The sequence below is a fragment of the Burkholderia oklahomensis C6786 genome (genome assembly GCF_000959365.1).
Lineage (GTDB): Bacteria > Pseudomonadota > Gammaproteobacteria > Burkholderiales > Burkholderiaceae > Burkholderia > Burkholderia oklahomensis.
This window is the reverse complement of record NZ_CP009555.1, coordinates 316,171-333,099: the sequence shown is the minus strand read 5'-3', so window position 1 is coordinate 333,099 and position 16,929 is coordinate 316,171. Positions and strand designations below refer to the sequence as shown.

Here is a 16,929-nt window from a genome sequence, read left to right as displayed (position 1 = left end):
GCGAAAACCGGTGTTTCGGGGCGTTCGGCGTTCGGATTCAGACCGCGGCGCGGGGCGCAGGTTCAGCGCGTCGCCCGCGCATCGCGGTCGCGATGCCGGCCCGGCGCCGTCCGCGATCCGACGGCAGCGCGGCGCGGCTTGCGTCGCCGCGGCGACGCGACGGGTGCGATCGGCCGATCGGCCAGGTTCTCGCGCTGTCCTCCCTTTGCTATCCTTGGCTCCTCGACTTGCCGGGTATCCCCCCGGCGTCCTTCGCTCCGTTTCATGCTCCATCTTTTCTACTCGAACCGCCACGAGACGCTAGCCGACGCGCTGCTCGACGATCTTGCCGCCGCGTCGGACGGCGCGGGGCCGTGGGCCGCGCAGCAGGTGATCGTGCCGAGCGCGGCGCTGCGCCGGCGGCTCGAACTCGACGTCGCGAAGCGGCACGGCGTGTGCGCGAACGTGCGCTTCAGCTATCTCGCGCAATGGCTGTGGGCGCAGATCGGCGAAGTGCTGACGGTGCCCGTGCATTCGCCGTTCGCGCCCGATCGTCTCGTGTGGCGCTGCTACCGGCTGCTGTCCGACGACGGCGCGGCGCCGTGGCGCGCGTCGCCGCGGCTCGCCGCGTATCTGGCCGCGGCCGATGCGCCGATGCGCCACGAGCTCGCGCACCGGATCGCGACGGTTTTCGACCACTACCTGACGTATCGCCCGGAGTGGCTCGCGCAATGGCAGGAGGGCGAATCGATCTTCGCGCTCGAAGGCGCGCCGCGCCACGGCGGCGATGCCGCGCGCGACGACGAGACGTGGCAGGCGGCGCTCTGGCGCGCACTGCTCGCCGAGCTGTCCGACAGCGGAATGCCGCCTGCGCACCGGTTCCTGCGCGATGCCGGCTCGCTCGATCTCGACATCGTCGCGCATGCGAAGTGGCCGGAATCGGTCAGCGTGTTCGCGCTGCCGACGATGCCGCCTTTGCACATCGCGCTGCTGCGCGAGCTGTCGCGCTGGATCGACGTGCGCATCTACGCGCTCAATCCGTGCCGCGAATTCTGGTTCGACATCGTGACCGCCGCGCGCGCCGAATCGCTCGACGCGGCGGACCAGCTCGACTATCAGGAAGTCGGCCATCCGCTTCTCGCCGAATGGGGCCGGCAGACGCAGGCGCAGCTTCACATGCTGCACGAGCTGACCGAGAGCGCGGCGGCGAGCGACGCGTCGCGCTACGCGGAGAATCCCGCGCCGACGTGGCTCGCGCGCGTGCAGAACGCGATCCTCGAGCTGCAGCCGGAGGACGCGCTCGGCGAGCCGCCCGAGGGGCGCGGCATCGAGGTGCACGTATGCCACAGCCTCGCGCGCCAGCTCGAGGTGCTGCACGATCGTCTGCTCGCGTGGCTCGACGCGGATCCGAGCCTCGCGCCGTCGGACGTGCTCGTCGCGATGCCGGATCTCGCGGCGGCGGGGCCGCTGATCGACGCGGTGTTCGGCACCACGTCGGGCGCCGACGCGGCGCGCATCCCGTATCGGATCACCGGCCTGCCGCCGTCGCAGGCGAATCCCGTCGCACGCGTGCTGCTCGATTGGCTCGCGCTGCCCGAGCGCAACGTCGGCGCGCCGGAGCTGATCGAATGGCTGCGCGTCGACGCGGTCGCCGCGCGCTACGGCATCGACGCGGCGGCGCTCGAGACCGTGCAGACGTGGCTCGCGGCGGCGGGCGCGCGTCGCGGGCTCGCGCCTGACGCGCCGGAAAATGCGAACACGGCCGTGCCCGCGCTGCGCCATACGTTCGCCGATGCGCTGACACGGCTCTTCCTCGGCTACGCGATGCCGGACGGCGCGGCGCCCGTCTCCACGTGGTTGCCGATCTCGGGCGCGGAAGGCGGCGAGGCCGAGCTGCTCGGCCGGCTTGCACGCTTCACCGACGATCTCGACGGCTTCGCGCAGCGGATTGCCGGCGACCTGACGCCGCAAGGCTGGGGCGACGCGTTCGCCGACGCGCTCGCGCGCTTCTTCGATTCGGGCCCGGCATTCGCCGACGCGCTGTCCGGCGTGCGCGACGCGCTCGACGCGATGCTCGCCGCGATGGCGGAAGGCGCGGGCGGCGCCGAATTGCCGGCCGCTGTCGTGCGCGCGGGCCTGGCGGCGGCACTCGACGATCCGGCGCGCGGCGGCGTGCCGTGGGGCGGCGTCACGTTCTCGTCGCTGACGAGCTTGCGCGGGCTGCCGTATCGCGTCGTGTGCCTGATCGGGATGGACGACGGCGTGCTGCCGAGCCTGACGCGCGCGGACGAATTCGACTTGATGGCCGTGTTCGCGAAGCTCGGCGACCGGCAGCGCCGCGACGACGAGCGCAACCTGTTCCTCGATTTGCTGCTCGCGGCGCGCGACCGCCTGCTGATCGCCTATACGGGCCGCAGCATTCGCGACAACGCACCGCTGCCGCCCGCAGCGCTCGTCGACGAACTGCTCGACCATCTGGCGACGGTGTCGGCGGGGCCGGACGCGCCGCCCGACGCGATCGACGCCGCGCGCCGCGCGTTCGTGATCGAGCATCCGCTGCAGCCGTTCTCGGCCGAGTACTTTGCACCGGGCGGCACGCTCTTCACGTACGACGCGTCGCGCGCGACGCTCGCGCGTCTCCTTGCCGAGGGTGCCCAAGCGGCGGCGCAGCCGTTTTTCTCCAGGCCGCTGCCGGCCGAGCCCGCGGAGCCCGTCGCCTTCGCCGATTTCGAGCGCTTCTGGCGCCATCCGGCGCGCGCGCTGCTGCGTGCGCGGCTCGGCATCGCGCTCGCGGACGCGCAGGCGGAGCTCGTCGACACCGAGCCGTTCGAGCTCGATTACGCAGGCAGCGACGCGCTCGCCGAGCGTGTGCTGCCGCTTCTGATCGAGACGGCCGATGCGGCCGCGTTCGAGCATGCGCTGCGCGTCGCCGACGCGAGCCCCGAAGTGCCGGGCGGCGCGACGGGCGCGGTGCGGCGCGATCACGAGCTCGACGCGCTCGCGCAGCTCGCGGGCAACGTGCGGCGCGCGCTCGCCGACGGCGCGACGCGCGTGCCGTTCGCATTCGAAATCTCACCCGCCTGGCCCGCGGCCGGCGATGCGCGATGGTTCGGCGCGCACGATGCCGAACTCGCGTCCGCGGCGACGCGCGAGCCGTTGCGCCTGCATGGCGCGCTCGCGCGGCTGACGGCGGCGGGGCAGGTGATCTACCGCTATGCTCGGCCGGGCGCCCGCGACTATCTGTCCGCGTGGCTCGCGCATCTCGTCTATTGCACGATCGATCCCGACGGGCCGCGTCGCACGCTGTGGTTCGGCAGCGGCGATACGTTCGAATTCGCGCCCGTCGCCGCGCCGCTCGAGCAGCTTGCGCCGCTCGCCGCGCTGTTCCGCGCGGGCCGCCGGATGCCGCTCGCGTTTTTCCCGAGGAGCGCATGGGCGCTCGTGTCGGAGAGCGAATCGAAGGCGGCGGGCGTGTGGATCAACGATCGCGTCGCGGGCGAAGCGGACGACGCGGCGCTCGCCCTCGCATGGCGCGGCGCGAATCCGTCGCTCGACGAGCCGTTTGGCGCGCTCGCGCATCTCGTCTTCGATCCGCTCGTCGAGCATCTGCGGAGGGCGTCATGAGCCGCGCCGCGCAATCCGGCCTGTCGACGAGCGAGCTCGACGTCTTCGCGTGCGCGCTCGACGGCGTGAACCAGATCGAAGCGTCGGCGGGCACCGGCAAGACCTGGAACATCTGCGCGCTCTACGTGCGCCTGCTGCTCGAAAAGGATCTCGGCGCGGACGAAATTCTCGTCGTCACCTTTACGAAGGCAGCGACGGCCGAGCTGCACGAGCGGATTCGCGGGCGCCTCGCCCAGCTCGCGCATGCGCTCGACACGGGCGGCGACGGCAACGATCCGTTCGTCGCGCGCCTGTTCGAGACGACGCTTTCGCCCGAGCGCGGCATCGATCCGGAGACGGCCGCAAAGCGCGTGCGGCGCGCGCTGCGCGCGTTCGACCAGGCGGCGATCCACACGATCCACGCGTTCTGCCAGCGCGCGCTGCAGGAAGCGCCGTTCGCGGCGGCGATGCCGTTTGCGTTCGAGATGGAGGCGGACGACGGCGCGCTGCGCTTCGAACTTGCCGCCGATTTCTGGCGTACGCGCGTCGAGCCGGTTGCGGCGGCGCATCCGGCCTTCGCCGAGTGGCTCGTCGAATACGGCGCGGGTCCCGCGGCGCTCGACGCGCAACTCGCGCGGCGGTTGAAAAAGCCGCTCGCCGAGTTGCGCTGGGACGGACTGCACACGGGCGACGACGATGCGGAGGCCGCCGCCCGCGAGCACTTCGACGCGGCGGCCGGCATCTGGCGCGCCGAACGCGGCGCGCTCGACGCGCTGCTCGCCGACGCGCAGCCGTCGCTGAACCAGCGCTCGCACAAGCCGGAGGCGGTGGCCGAGGCGCTCGACGCGTGGGCGCGCTACTTCGAGCAGGCGAGCGCGGTGGCCGCATTGCCGCGCGCGGCGCTCAAGCTCACGCAGGCCGCGCTTGAAAAAGCGACGAAAAAGGGCGGCGCGACGCCGCGGCACGCGTTCTTCGACGTCGCGCAGGCGCTCGAGACGGCCGTCGGCGCGGTCGAGGCCGCGCAGCGCGCGCGCTGGCTGTCGCTCGTCGCGCAATGGCTCGACACCGCGCCCGCCGAGCTCAAGCAGCGCAAGCGCACACGTCGCGTCGTGTCGTTCGACGATCTGCTCGCGAACCTGCATCACGCACTCGAAGCGCATCCATGGCTGCGCGAGACGTTGCGCGCGCGCTATCCGGCCGCGCTCATCGACGAGTTCCAGGATACCGATCCGCTGCAGTTCGCGATCTTCGACACGATCTTCGCGCCTGCCGGCCCGCTCTTTCTCGTCGGCGATCCGAAACAGGCGATCTACAGCTTCCGCGCGGCGGACCTGCATACGTATCTCGCCGCGCGCGCGCGGGCGTCCGCGCGCTACACGCTCGCGGTGAACCAGCGCTCGACGCCCGCGATCGTCGACGCGTGCAACCGCGTGTTCAGCGCGAATGCCCGCGCGTTCGTGCTCGACGGGCTCGATTACGAGCCGGTGCGCGCCGGCGCGCGCGCACGCGCGCCGCTCGTCGATACGACGGATCCGCTCGCGGGCGCGGGCGACTTCCGTGTATGGACGCTGCCCGCCGGCGACGGCGGGTTGACGAAGCGCGACGCGCAGCGGCAGGCGGCGAATGCGTGCGCGGCCGAGATCGCGCGGCTGATGCGCGGCGCGCGCGAGCGCGCGGTGACGCTCGGCGGCGAGCCGCTGGCGGCATCGGGCATCGCGGTGCTCGTGCAGACCCACCGGCAGGGCAGTCTCGTGAAGCGCGTGCTCGCCGCATGGGGCATCGGCAGCGTCGAGCTTGCGCAGGCGTCGGTGTTCGCGACGATCGACGCCGAGCAGCTCGAGCGCGTGCTCGCGGCGATCGACGCGCCCGGCGACCTGCGGCGTCTGCGCTCGGCGCTCGCATCCGACTGGTTCGGGCTCGATGCGGCCGCGCTCTGGCGTCTCGAGCAAGGCGACGCGGCGCAGGGCGACGCCGAGGGCGCCGCGCGCGATGCCTCGGACGACGGGCGCGCGCGCGCATCGGCGAGCGCTACCGCGTCGCCTTCCGCGGATGCCGACGCGATGGGCTGGGTCGAGCGCTTTTCCCGCTATCGGCTGTTGTGGCGCGAACGCGGCTTCGCGGTGATGTGGCGCACGTTCGCGAACGAGCTGCGGATCGCCGAGCGGCTGATGGCCGGCCAGGACGGCGAGCGGCGCGTGACCGACGTCAACCATCTGGCCGAGCTGACGCAGGCGCGCGCCTCCGCGCAGCCGGGCATCGCGCCGACGCTGCGCTGGCTCGCCGCGCAGCGGCTCGAAGGCGGCGGTGACGATGCGCAACTGCGGCTCGAGTCCGATCGCAACCTCGTGCAGATCGTCACCGTGCACAAGTCGAAGGGGCTCGAATACGCGATCGTGTTCTGTCCGTTCCTGAACGACGGCGGGTTGCGCGAGCCGAGCGGCTCGGGCCTGCCCGATGCGCGCGAGTATCACGACGAAGCGGGCAGCGCGGTGCTGCATTACGGCTGCGACGACGAGGCGGCCGAACGCGCGTCGCGCGAAGCGATGCGCGAGCAGGCGGCGGAGCGCGCGCGGCTCGTCTACGTCGCGCTCACGCGCGCCGTCTACCGCTGCTATCTGGTCGCGGGCACGTATGTGTCGTCGCGCTCGACGAAGGAGGCGCGGCGCAGCGTGCTGAACTGGCTCGTCGCGGGCGAGGGCCGCGATTTCGACGCGTGGCTCAAGGAGCCGCCCGAAGACGCGGAGCTCGCCGAGCGCTGGCAGGCGCTCGCGGGCGGCCCGGTGACGCTCGGCGCGCTGCCCGTGCCGGCGCATCGCGAGCCGCTCGCGGCCGGCCACGAGACGGGAGCGACGCAAGCGGCGCGACGCGCGACGCGCGGGCTGCGCGACGCCTGGCGAATCGCGAGCTTCAGTTCGCTGACGTCGGCGCTCGCGCGCGAAGAGGGCGGTATTGCGAGCGTCGCCGACGAAGAGACGCGGCCCGACCACGACGCGCTCGCGGCCGCGGTCGGCACGGACGCGCCCGACGCCGCCGCACAAGCGGCGGCTGCCGTCGCGCACGAGCCCGCCGAAGACGACATCCTTGCATTCCCGCGCGGCGCGGCCGCGGGCGAATGCCTGCACCGGCTGTTCGAGCTGAGCGATTTCTCCGATGCGTCGACGTGGCCGGCGGCCGCGCTGCGCGCGCTGCACGAGCGCCCGGTCGAAGCGGAGCTCGCGCTCGCCGAGCGGCTGCCCGCGATGATGACGCGGCTCGTCGCCGATCTCGCCGCGACCGAGCTCGTGCCGGGCATGCGCCTTGCCGCACTCGATCCGGCGCGGCGCCTGACGGAAATGGAATTCCTGTTTCCCGCGCCCGCACTCGATTTCAACGCGTTGCGGCGGCTGCTCGCCGCGCACGGCTATCCGGACGTCGCGCTCGAAGCGGGCGCGCTTGCCGGATTCGTCAAAGGATTCATCGACATGATCGTCGAGCACGACGGCCGCTTCTGGATCGTCGACTGGAAGTCGAATCATCTCGGCACGACGCCCGATGCGTACGGCCCGCGCGCGCTCGACGCCGCGATGGCGCACCATGCGTATCACCTGCAGGCGCTGCTCTATACGGTCGCGCTGCATCGCTATCTGCGCGTGCGGATGCGCGACTACGACTACGACGCGCACATCGCCGGGTATCTGTATCTGTTCGTGCGCGGCGTGCGGCCCGGCTGGCGCAGCGGCGACGCGCCGGCGGGCGTGCACGCGCGACGGCCGGCGCGTGCGCTCGTCGAAGCGCTCGATGCGCTGATGCGCGAGGGGGCGGCATGAGCTCGGTCGACGAACGCTTCGCGTGGACGGGCGGCCTGGCCGACCGTCTGCCCGAGCCGGCCGATTTCGGCCTCGCGCTCGCCGAAGGCTTCGCGCGCCGGATCGGCATGCTGTCGCGCCGCCTCGGCGCACCTGCCGCGGCGGCGCGCTGGGCGGCGCGCGCGGCGTTCGCCGCGAGCCGCGCGACGGCGGCGGGGCACGTGTGCGTGTCGCTGCACGCGCTCGCGCAGCGCTACGACGAGCCGTTCACCGACGTGCGCGACGCGCTCGCGGCGAGCGGCGTGATCGCATTCGGCGGGATCGCTCGCGGCGGCGAGTGCCCGCTCGTCGTCGATCGCGACGGGCGCCTGTATCTCGCGCGCTACTTCGAATATGAGACGCGGCTCGCGACCGCGCTCGTCGCACGAGCCCGTTCCGGCGATGCCGCGGCGGGCGGCGCCGGCGAGCTCGAGCCCGAGGCGCTCGGCGAGCGGCTCGTTCGCTATTTCGGCCCGCAGAAGGAGCGGGGCGTCGACTGGCAGCGCGTCGCGGCGCTCGTTGCGCTGACGGGCCGTGTGACGATCGTGAGCGGCGGGCCGGGCACCGGCAAGACGACGACGGTCGTCGGCGTGATCGCGTGCCTGCTCGACGCGCATCCGGACTTGCGGATCGCGCTCGCCGCGCCGACCGGCAAGGCGGCGCAGCGGATGCAGGAGGCGCTGCACGCGCGCGCCGGCAGCTTGCCGGCCGAGCTCGCGATGCGCCTGCCGCAGACGTCGTACACGCTGCACCGGCTGCTGGGCGGCGGTCCGGGCGGGCGTTTCGCGCATCACCGCGACAACCCGCTGCCGTACGACCTCGTCGTCGTCGACGAAGCGTCGATGATCGACGTCGCGCTCGCCGCGCACCTGCTCGATGCGCTCGCGCCGAACACGCGCCTCGTGCTGCTCGGCGACAAGGATCAGCTCGCGGCCGTCGAAGCGGGCGCGGTGTTCGCGGAGCTGAGCGCGCAGCCCGCATTCAGCGCGACGGCGTGTGCGACGATCGCGCGCGCGCTCGGTATCGACGAGGCCGAGTTCGTGGCGGCGCTGCCGGACGGATTCGTCCGCGGCGCGGCGGGGATCGAGAAGGCGGGGGCGGGCGCGGGCGCACGCGCGGCCGTCATCGATGCGAGCGCGGCGGCGCGCGCTTCGGCCACTGCGGCCGCGCCGGCGGCGCGAGCCACGGCTACGGCGGCCGCCAAGGCCGCTGCCGAACCTGCGCCGCGCGCCGGCCGGCGCGGCGGCGCACGCGAATCGAAACGCGCCGCCGACGACGCGCAGGGATCGCTGTTCGCGTTCGACGACGAAAGCGCGCCGGGCGACGACGCGTCGGGCAACGACATGCCGGGCGGCGATACGACGGGCGACGCGCAGCAGAATCGGCGCGACACGCCGGACGTGCACGCGTCGTCGAACGTGCAGGACGTTTACGGCATGGGGGGCGCGCAGCGCATACGGGCACGGGCCGACAACGGATTTCCGGCCGATTTGCCGAGGGACGCGTCCGCCGCCGAGCGGGCCGCGTGGATCGACGCGGGCGAGCTCGCGTGGCTCGACAACGCGTCCGTCTCGTCACTCGAAGACGCCGCGACGAATGCCGCGTCGGGCGAGTGGCGCATCGCATCGGCGGCCGGAGCCGGCGCACGTGTACGTGCCGATGCGTTGACGGGCATGAGCGCCGATGCAGGCGCGGAGACGGGCGCTTCGGCTTCGATGATGATGTCCGCCGAAGCCGCATCGTCGGCAGCATCCGCCGTCGCGCCGCTGACCGACTGCGTCGTCTGGCTCGAGCGCAACTATCGCTTCGGCCTCGATTCGCCGATCGGCAGGCTGTCGCTCGCGATCCGCCGCGGCGCCGTGCAGGACGCACTCGATGCGTTGTCGACAGCAGACGATGCGGCCGCGCGCTTCTGCGACGACGGCGGCGCGACGCTGTCGGCCGCGACGATCGAACGGATCGCGCAGGGCTTCGCCGGCTACGCGGCCGCGCTGCGCGACGCACTCGCGACGCACTCGCCCGATCCGCTGCCGCTCTTCGACGTGCTCAACCGCTTCCGTGTGCTTTGCGCGACGCGCACGGGCGCGCGCGGCGCGGACGAGGTCAATGCGCGCGTCGCGGCGGAGGTGCGCCGCGCGGTGCGCGTGCCGCTCGCGATCGGCGCGCACTGGTTCGCGGGACGGCCCGTGATGGTGACGCGCAACGATTACGCACTCGGGCTGTTCAACGGCGACATCGGCATTGCGCTGCCAGACGCGCGCGGCGCGCTGCGCGTCTGGTTCCGAGGCGCGGACGGCCGCGCGCGCCCGGTGTCGCCCGCCGCGCTGCCGCCGCACGACACGGCGTTCGCGCTGACCGTCCACAAGTCGCAGGGCTCGGAGTTCGACGACGCGGCGCTGATTCTGCCCGCGTCGTTCAACCGCGTGCTGTCGCGCGAGCTCGTCTACACGGCGATCACGCGCGCGCGTTCGCGCGTGCAGGTGATCGGCTCGCGCGCGGTGCTCGCGCTGGCGATTGCGACGCGCACCGCGCGCGATTCCGGGTTGGCCGCGCGAATCGCAGACGCGCTGCGCGCTCGGCCGGAGGGGATGCGATGACGCTGCGCTACGCATTCTCGCCGGATGAGGTCGAACTGATGGCGGTCCGCGCGCAGGGCGCGGGCGGGCAGAACGTCAACAAGGTGTCGAGCGCGATTCACCTGCGCTTCGACATCCGCGCGTCGTCGCTGTCGGACGAAGTGAAGGCGCGGCTTCTCGCGCGCTCCGATCAGCGGATCACGCGCGATGGCGTCGTCGTCATCAAGGCGCAGGAGTACCGCACGCAGGAGAAGAACCGCGCGGCCGCGCTCGCGCGGCTCGATGTGCTGATCCGCAGCGCCGGCGTGACGCAACGCAAGCGGATTGCGACCCGGCCGACGCGTGCGTCGAAGGAACGCCGGCTTGCCGAGAAGAGCCGGCGCGGCGAGGTGAAGTCGGGGCGCGGCAGAATCGTCGATTGAACGCGTTTGGCTTTCGCCGCTCGATATGCAGAGTTTGGAGCTCGACGTTCGGCATTCGACGTTCAACGTTGGAAATTCAAAGCGGCAAGCCGCAAGCGACGCTCGGTGTCCGGCATGTCGCCCACACCTCGAGCGCGCCGATGATAACGATCGGCCGGGCTCGGCACGAAGGCCGGCGCGGCTAGGTCGACGCACGGCCCCGCAAATGCTGTTGTGTGCGCGCTTACGCCGGTGGACGGCGGTCAAACGGGATACCCGTTGCTCGGCATGTGAACGAAACCGAGGTTCGCGCGAGCGGCGCGGCATGGCAACCCGGAAGCCGCCGCGCGCCGTGGCCGCATCTGCACCCATCGCGCGCTTCGCATTCGGATCGAGCGTCCGGACATCGAGCCGACATATCGCCTATATCGCGCGGACATCGAATGGACAAATGCACGCGGCGCACCGCCGCGCCGCTCATGTATCCATTCGCCCATCCGTGTCCGCGAGGCATTCGCAAGCGAGACGGTGTTCGATCCGCACGCCGCCTCCGCCGCGCCTACTGCTCGTCACCGTCCGACGAGGAGAAATCGAAGTCGACGCAGAACACCTTCAGCGTCGTCCCGAGATGGATCGCGACGGCCGCCGTGTAGCAGTCGCGGCCGTCCGTCAGCGAGAAGTGCGGTCCCATCAGCGCGACGCGTCCCGGCGCCGCGACCGCGCGCTGGAAATACGCGCGCCGCGACCAGTTGCAATGCAATTCCGGCAGCAGCGGCGCGAGCCGCCGCGTCGTCACGCTCGGCGCGTCCGGCGTCTCGGCCGTGACCGACGGCTCGATCTGCTCGCCGTTCGCCTCGGCGACGAACACGCGCCGCACGATCGAATTCGTCAGCAGCCGCTGCGCGGCGCCGCGCAGGTCCTGGGTCTCGGTGTAGTCGGCGGCGCCCGCGAGCACGATCCGCTCGATCGTGTCGAACCCGGGATGCACGGCGCCGCCGCGCCGCTCCTGCGCGCGCTCGGCGAAGCGCGCCCATGCGGCCTCGATGCGTGCCGGCGCGTAACGGCGTGCGCGCTCGAGCGACGGATCGGGCTGGCCGAAGCAGAAGCCCTGGACGAAGTCGACGTCGGCGTCCATCAGGATCTGCAGCGCGTCTTCGTTCTCGACGCCCTCCGCGAGCACCATCGTGCCCGCGTGGTGCAGCATCGTGACGAGGTGATGGACGATCCGGTGCGCGTCGCTCGCCGCGAGCGAGCGTTCGACGATCGAGCGATCGAGCTTCACGATGTCGGGCTTCATCTGCCAGATGCGGTCGAAGTTCGAGAAGCCGGTGCCGAAATCGTCGATCGCGATCAGGAAATCGCCGTGCTGGATCATGTCGAGCGTGTGGGCGAGCGCGGCTTCGTTGCGCGACGGCTGCTCGATCACTTCGAGCACGATGCGCGTCGGCGGCAGCGAGAAGTGCGCGCACAGCGCCTCGATGAACTCGCGCGGCGCGATGCCGGCATCGAACATCTGGGGCAGCACGTTCAGGAACAGCCAGCACATGCCCGTGTCTTGCGCGGAGAAGTTCGCGGCGTGCAGGCAGCGGGTCAGGCGATCGAGCAGGATCGTCTCGCCGCGCGCCTGCGCGCGCGCGAACAGCGTGTCGGGCGAGATCGGCGCGCCGTTCGCGTCGGTCGCGCGCACGAGCGCCTCGTAGCCGACGACGCGCTTGTGCGTGATCGAAATCACCGGCTGAAAGGTGCTCGAAAGATTTATGTCGTGATATTGCGCGCACCAGCCTTCGTCGCCGCGAGTGAACTGCGAGATCAGGCTGTCGGGCGAGAGCCCCTGTGATTTGGGCATGTTGTCAGCATCGCCGCCACGAGCGGCAAAGGGCGCGCGCCGCGCGGCGGACGTGCGCGCGAGCGCTCATAAGGACCACGCGGCGAAAGACGAAGTGCGTCATTTCTGCGTCCGGTGGGGAATTGAATCGAGTGTAACGAATGTCGGCGTGTATTGCGCATCGGGGATACGCTTAACCCGGCGTCGCATTGTCGCGTCGCCGCGCCGGACGAAAGCAGGCACTGGACGACGGGCGAGGCGCGCCCGCCACGTGGCGGCGGGCGGCCGGCGGCATGGGGCGGGAATTCTCTGCAAGCGTTCGCCCGCTTGCAGGCCGGCGAACGCTTGTCGATGCGGCGGATGTGGCTGTCTGTCGATTCAGGCGAATGAAGCGAATTCGACTCACCAGTCAGTACAGATTGAGGGCGCGAAGCGGGATCTGGCCGCGCGGGGGCGTATTAGCGCACGCGCTGTCGTTCAGCATGCGGACGATCGCGCGTGCACTGCCGGCAGCGATATCCGCGCTGTTCGACGCCCGATGATCTGTTCACCGAACGGAATCGGGTGTCCGAAGTACTCGAGATGGACACCCGATAGGGTAGGCTCGACGTTCTGACTCACCAGTTTGTACACGCGATCCGGCGGACGCATTGCGTCGCGCGATCCCGCCGCCGCGTCGCACCGCACCGCCGCACGCCGTCGCACCGCCGCACGCCGTCCGTCGTCACGCAGCCTCGTTGCGCTGCGATCGGATGCCGGGAATCCGCTTGATCGCGCCGGTCGCGAGCGCGGTGCCGAGCAGCACGATCGCGCAGCCTTCGAGCATCGCGAACGATACGCGTTCGCCGAGGAAGAGCGCGCCCCACAGGATGCCGAACACCGGGATCACGAACGTGACGGTGATCGCGCGCGCCGGCCCGATATGCGCGATCAGGTAGAAGAAGATGAAGTAGGCGATGCCCGTGCACGCGATGCCGAGCGCGAGCACCGAGCCCCACGCGTGCGCGGAGACGGGCGCGGCGGGCCAGGTCGCGAGCGCGAACGGCAGCAGCAGGATCGTCGCGCCGACCATGCTGCCCGTCGCGTTGACGAGCGGATCGACGCCCGTGAGCTTGCGTTTCGTGAAGTTCGCGGCGATCCCGTACAGCAGCGTCGCGCCGAGCGCGGCGGCGGCGGCGAGCGCGGCCGTCGCGGGCGAGGCCGGATTCGCGCCGTGCGGCGAGAACACCTGATCCCAGACGAGCGTCAGCACGCCCGCGAAGCCGACCACGAGGCCGAGCGCGCGCGGCAGCGACAGCGAATCCTTGAGCCACAGATAGGCGACGAGCGCGCCCCAGAGCGGCGTCGTCGCGTTGATGACCGACGTGACGCCCGCCGACAGCGTGAGCTCGGCGAACGCGAACAGGCAGAACGGCGCGGCGGAATTGAGCAGGCCGACGACGAAGAGCGGCCATGCGTGCTTGCGCAGCAGCGCGGCGAGTTCGCGCGGCGAGTAGCGCGCGAGCATGAGCGCGACGAGGAAGAGGGCGCCGATGCCGACGCGCAGCGCCATCAGCGGCGCGACGCCGAATTCGGTGACGCCGATGCGAATGAAGAGGAACGACGCGCCCCACAGCGCGGCGAGGACGATCAGCAGGGAGGCGTTCTTGATGTTCATCGAGGATCGGACACTTGGCGGTCGAGGGGGATCGGCCAAGCATCTTACACCGCGCTGTGGCGCGTTGTTTCAGGCTGCGATGAAACAGCAATGTTCGGGAACGTGCGCGAGCGCCGCGCATCGTCGGCGACCGGCCGCCGCGAAGGCGAAGCCGGCGCGCCGTGCGCCGACGTCGGCACGCCGACGTCGCGCGGGCGAAGGTTCAGTGATGGCGCCAGCCGCGGCCGCCGCCGCCCCAGTAGCCGAAGTTGAGCGACAGCGAGGGCGCCGGATAGTAGTACGACGGATACGCGGGCGCGACGTAGACGGGCGCGGTTTCCACCGGCGCCGCGTAGTAGCCGCCGGCCGGGTAATAGCCGTACGGGTAATAGCAGCCGGCGAGCGCGATGCTCGCGAGTGCGGCGGCGACAAGAGTCTTGTTCATGATGGTTCCGCAGTCGTGCGTGCGGAGAAGGATTCGATGCTTGCGAGCTTAGACCGCTCTCGTGTGAAACGCTGTGTGAAACGGTAACGGATCATTTCCGCCGCTCGCCGCGACGCAATCGTCGCACGAATCGCCGCGCTCGGACGGCATCGCGAAACGGCCGGGCGATGCGCGCCGCGACGAAGGCGGCGTGCATCGCCCGCATGCAAGGACGCGACCGCCGGAGCGGCGCGCCCGATTCGCGGGCTTACTTGCCGACTTGGCTGCCTACGAGGCCGCCTGCGGCCGCGCCGCCGATCGTCGACAGGGCGTTGCCGCCGATCGCCGCGCCGGCGACGCCGCCGATGCCCGCGCCGATTGCTGCGTTACGTTGCTGGCGAGTCATCGTATCGCATGCCGACAGACTCGCCACCGTTGCGATGAGCATTGCGCATACCCCAATACGCCGAATCGATTTCATTGTTCAATCCTCAGATGAAAGAGATGCGTGGGCGCGTTTTGAACGCCGCCCACATTCAAAAATCTACGCGGGCGGCGCGTATTGCGCTGTAAGGACTTGTTAGAGCCCTATCGCTTTCGTAATCATTTGTTTCGCCCCCGGCGCGCCATCGCGCATACGTAACGTAAAAGCCCGCGCGAGGCGGGCTTTCGGGGCACTGCCGCGGCGCGCGCCGTGTTACTGGCGGTGATAGATCTCCGAGCCGCTTTTCACGAATTCGACGGCCTTCACTTCCATGCCTTTCCTCAGCGCATCGGTTTCCGACATGCCCTGCTGCGCGGCGAACTCGCGCACGTCCTGCGTGATCTTCATCGAGCAGAAGTGCGGGCCGCACATCGAGCAGAAGTGCGCGACCTTCGCCGAATCCTTCGGCAGCGTCTCGTCGTGGAATTCGCGCGCTTTGTCCGGATCGAGACCGATGTTGAACTGGTCTTCCCAGCGGAACTCGAAGCGCGCCTTCGACAGCGCGTTGTCGCGCACCTGCGCGCCCGGGTGGCCCTTTGCCAGATCGGCCGCGTGCGCGGCGAGCTTGTACGTGATGATGCCTTCCTTCACGTCGTCCTTGTTCGGCAGGCCGAGGTGCTCCTTCGGCGTCACGTAGCAGAGCATCGCGGTGCCGAACCAGCCGATCATCGCGGCGCCGATGCCCGACGTGATGTGGTCGTAGCCCGGCGCGATATCGGTGGTGAGCGGCCCGAGCGTGTAGAACGGCGCTTCCTTGCACCAGTCGAGCTGGAGATCCATGTTCTCCTTGATCAACTGCATCGGCACGTGGCCGGGGCCTTCGATCATCACCTGCACGTCGTGCTTCCACGCGATCTGCGTGAGTTCGCCGAGCGTCTTCAGCTCGCCGAGCTGCGCTTCGTCGTTCGCGTCGTAGATCGAGCCGGGACGCAGGCCGTCGCCGAGCGAGAAGCTTACGTCGTACGCCTTCATGATTTCGCAGATCTCTTCGAAGTGCTCGTACAGGAAGCTCTCCTTGTGATGCGCGAGGCACCACTTCGCCATGATCGAGCCGCCGCGCGACACGATGCCCGTCATCCGGTTCGCGGTGAGCGGCACGTACTGCAGGCGCACGCCCGCGTGGATCGTGAAGTAGTCGACGCCTTGCTCGGCCTGCTCGATCAGCGTGTCGCGGAAGATTTCCCAGGTGAGGTCCTCGGCCTTGCCGTTGACCTTTTCGAGCGCCTGGTAGATCGGCACCGTGCCGATCGGCACCGGGCTGTTGCGGATGATCCACTCGCGCGTTTCATGGATGTGCTTGCCGGTCGACAGGTCCATCACCGTGTCGCCGCCCCAGCGGATCGCCCACGTCATCTTGTCGACTTCCTCGCCGATCGACGACGTGACGGCCGAGTTGCCGATGTTCGCGTTGATCTTCACGAGGAAGTTGCGGCCGATGATCATCGGCTCGGTTTCCGGGTGGTTGATGTTCGCCGGGATGATCGCGCGGCCGCGCGCGACTTCGTCGCGAACGAACTCGGGCGTGATCTCGACGGCCGCGTTCGCCCCGAACGCGGCGGCGCCGAACGCCTGGCCGACGTGCTGGCGGCCCATCATCGCGGCGAGCTTCGCGCCCGCCGGGCCGCTCGCCTTCAGGCTTTCCAGATACTCGGCGCGGCGCTGGTTCTCGCGGATCGCGATGTATTCCATCTCGGGCGTGATGATGCCCTGGCGCGCGTAGTGCATCTGCGTGACGTTCTTGCCCGCCCGCGCGCGGCGCGGGTGGCGGTGCAGGTCGGGGAAGCGCAGCTCGGCCGTCGCCGGGTCCGCCGCGCGTTCGCGGCCGTACTCGCTCGTGAGACCCGTCAGCGTTTCGGTGTCGCCGCGCGCGTCGATCCAGCGCTGGCGCAGCGCGGGCAGGCCCGAGCGGATGTCGATCTTGACGTCCGGGTCCGTGTACGGGCCCGACGTGTCGTAGACATAGATCGGCGGATTCTTTTCGCCGCCGAAGCTCGTCGGCGTGTCGGATTGCGTGATTTCGCGCATCGGCACGCGAATGTCAGGTTGCGAGCCCGTCACGTAGACCTTGCGCGAGTTCGGCAGCGGGGCGACGGCGGCGGCGTCGACGCGGGCGTCGGCCGACAGGAATTTGGGATTGGCGTTCATGCGATCTCCTGTGTCGACCCGAGTAGGCGCTT

The 16,929-nt window shown here is 70.6% G+C and carries 9 protein-coding genes; 4 read left to right on the top strand and 5 right to left on the bottom strand.

Annotation, left to right across the window (positions count from 1 at the left end; genetic code table 11):
* The first annotated feature begins 264 nt into the window (after nucleotides 1-264).
* From recC to arfB, 4 genes are read left to right on the top strand one after another with little or no spacing between them, the layout of a single operon-like run.
* Nucleotides 265-3,603 carry an exodeoxyribonuclease V subunit gamma gene (recC, locus tag BG90_RS01495; protein WP_010114711.1) on the top strand — a complete coding sequence of 1,113 codons (3,339 nt, stop codon included), beginning with the start codon at nucleotides 265-267 and terminating at the stop codon, nucleotides 3,601-3,603.
* On the top strand, nucleotides 3,600-7,388 hold the full coding sequence (gene recB / locus BG90_RS01490) for an exodeoxyribonuclease V subunit beta (protein ID WP_045568027.1): 3,789 nt from the start codon (nucleotides 3,600-3,602) through the stop codon (nucleotides 7,386-7,388). The genes recC and recB overlap by 4 nt, the downstream gene beginning before the upstream one ends.
* Entirely contained in the window at nucleotides 7,385-10,003 is a 2,619-nt protein-coding gene (locus tag BG90_RS01485; RefSeq protein WP_045568026.1) for an AAA family ATPase, read from the top strand. Before recB ends, BG90_RS01485 begins: the two co-directional genes overlap by 4 nt.
* Complete coding sequence (gene arfB, locus BG90_RS01480; protein ID WP_010102642.1) at nucleotides 10,000-10,404, top strand: alternative ribosome rescue aminoacyl-tRNA hydrolase ArfB; 405 nt, start codon at nucleotides 10,000-10,002, stop codon at nucleotides 10,402-10,404. The genes BG90_RS01485 and arfB overlap by 4 nt, the downstream gene beginning before the upstream one ends.
* A 538-nt stretch (nucleotides 10,405-10,942) precedes the next feature.
* Here the strand turns inward: arfB and BG90_RS01475 are convergent.
* From BG90_RS01475 to thiC, 5 genes are all read right to left on the bottom strand, one after another.
* Nucleotides 10,943-12,229 carry a sensor domain-containing phosphodiesterase gene (locus tag BG90_RS01475; RefSeq protein ID WP_010114728.1) on the bottom strand — a complete coding sequence of 429 codons (1,287 nt, stop codon included), beginning with the start codon at nucleotides 12,227-12,229 and terminating at the stop codon, nucleotides 10,943-10,945.
* Between the two features lie 703 nt (nucleotides 12,230-12,932).
* Nucleotides 12,933-13,865 (bottom strand): DMT family transporter, encoded by a 933-nt coding sequence (locus BG90_RS01470; RefSeq protein WP_010114731.1) that lies wholly within the window; start codon nucleotides 13,863-13,865, stop codon nucleotides 12,933-12,935.
* Between the two features lie 202 nt (nucleotides 13,866-14,067).
* On the bottom strand, nucleotides 14,068-14,289 hold the full coding sequence (locus BG90_RS01465; RefSeq protein ID WP_010102648.1) for a hypothetical protein: 222 nt from the start codon (nucleotides 14,287-14,289) through the stop codon (nucleotides 14,068-14,070).
* A 247-nt stretch (nucleotides 14,290-14,536) separates the two neighbouring features.
* The gene (locus BG90_RS01460) at nucleotides 14,537-14,749 is read right to left on the bottom strand and encodes a glycine zipper 2TM domain-containing protein (RefSeq protein WP_025989747.1); all 213 of its coding nucleotides are present in this window, start codon (nucleotides 14,747-14,749) and stop codon (nucleotides 14,537-14,539) included.
* A 216-nt stretch (nucleotides 14,750-14,965) separates the two neighbouring features.
* Nucleotides 14,966-16,897, bottom strand: a complete 1,932-nt coding sequence (gene thiC / locus BG90_RS01455; protein ID WP_010102654.1) for a phosphomethylpyrimidine synthase ThiC — start codon at nucleotides 16,895-16,897, stop codon at nucleotides 14,966-14,968.
* Between the last annotated feature and the right edge of the window lie 32 nt (nucleotides 16,898-16,929).

Excerpts from the sequence above, each read along its gene's own strand:
- recC (WP_010114711.1), top strand. The coding sequence starts at position 265 with ATGCTCCATCTTTTCTACTCGAACCGCCACGAGACGCTAGCCGACGCG.
- recB (WP_045568027.1), top strand. The coding sequence starts at position 3,600 with ATGAGCCGCGCCGCGCAATCCGGCCTGTCGACGAGCGAGCTCGACGTC.
- BG90_RS01485 (WP_045568026.1), top strand. The coding sequence starts at position 7,385 with ATGAGCTCGGTCGACGAACGCTTCGCGTGGACGGGCGGCCTGGCCGAC.
- arfB (WP_010102642.1), top strand. The coding sequence starts at position 10,000 with ATGACGCTGCGCTACGCATTCTCGCCGGATGAGGTCGAACTGATGGCG.
- BG90_RS01475 (WP_010114728.1), bottom strand. The coding sequence starts at position 12,229 with ATGCCCAAATCACAGGGGCTCTCGCCCGACAGCCTGATCTCGCAGTTC.
- BG90_RS01470 (WP_010114731.1), bottom strand. The coding sequence starts at position 13,865 with ATGAACATCAAGAACGCCTCCCTGCTGATCGTCCTCGCCGCGCTGTGG.
- BG90_RS01465 (WP_010102648.1), bottom strand. The coding sequence starts at position 14,289 with ATGAACAAGACTCTTGTCGCCGCCGCACTCGCGAGCATCGCGCTCGCC.
- BG90_RS01460 (WP_025989747.1), bottom strand. The coding sequence starts at position 14,749 with ATGAAATCGATTCGGCGTATTGGGGTATGCGCAATGCTCATCGCAACG.
- thiC (WP_010102654.1), bottom strand. The coding sequence starts at position 16,897 with ATGAACGCCAATCCCAAATTCCTGTCGGCCGACGCCCGCGTCGACGCC.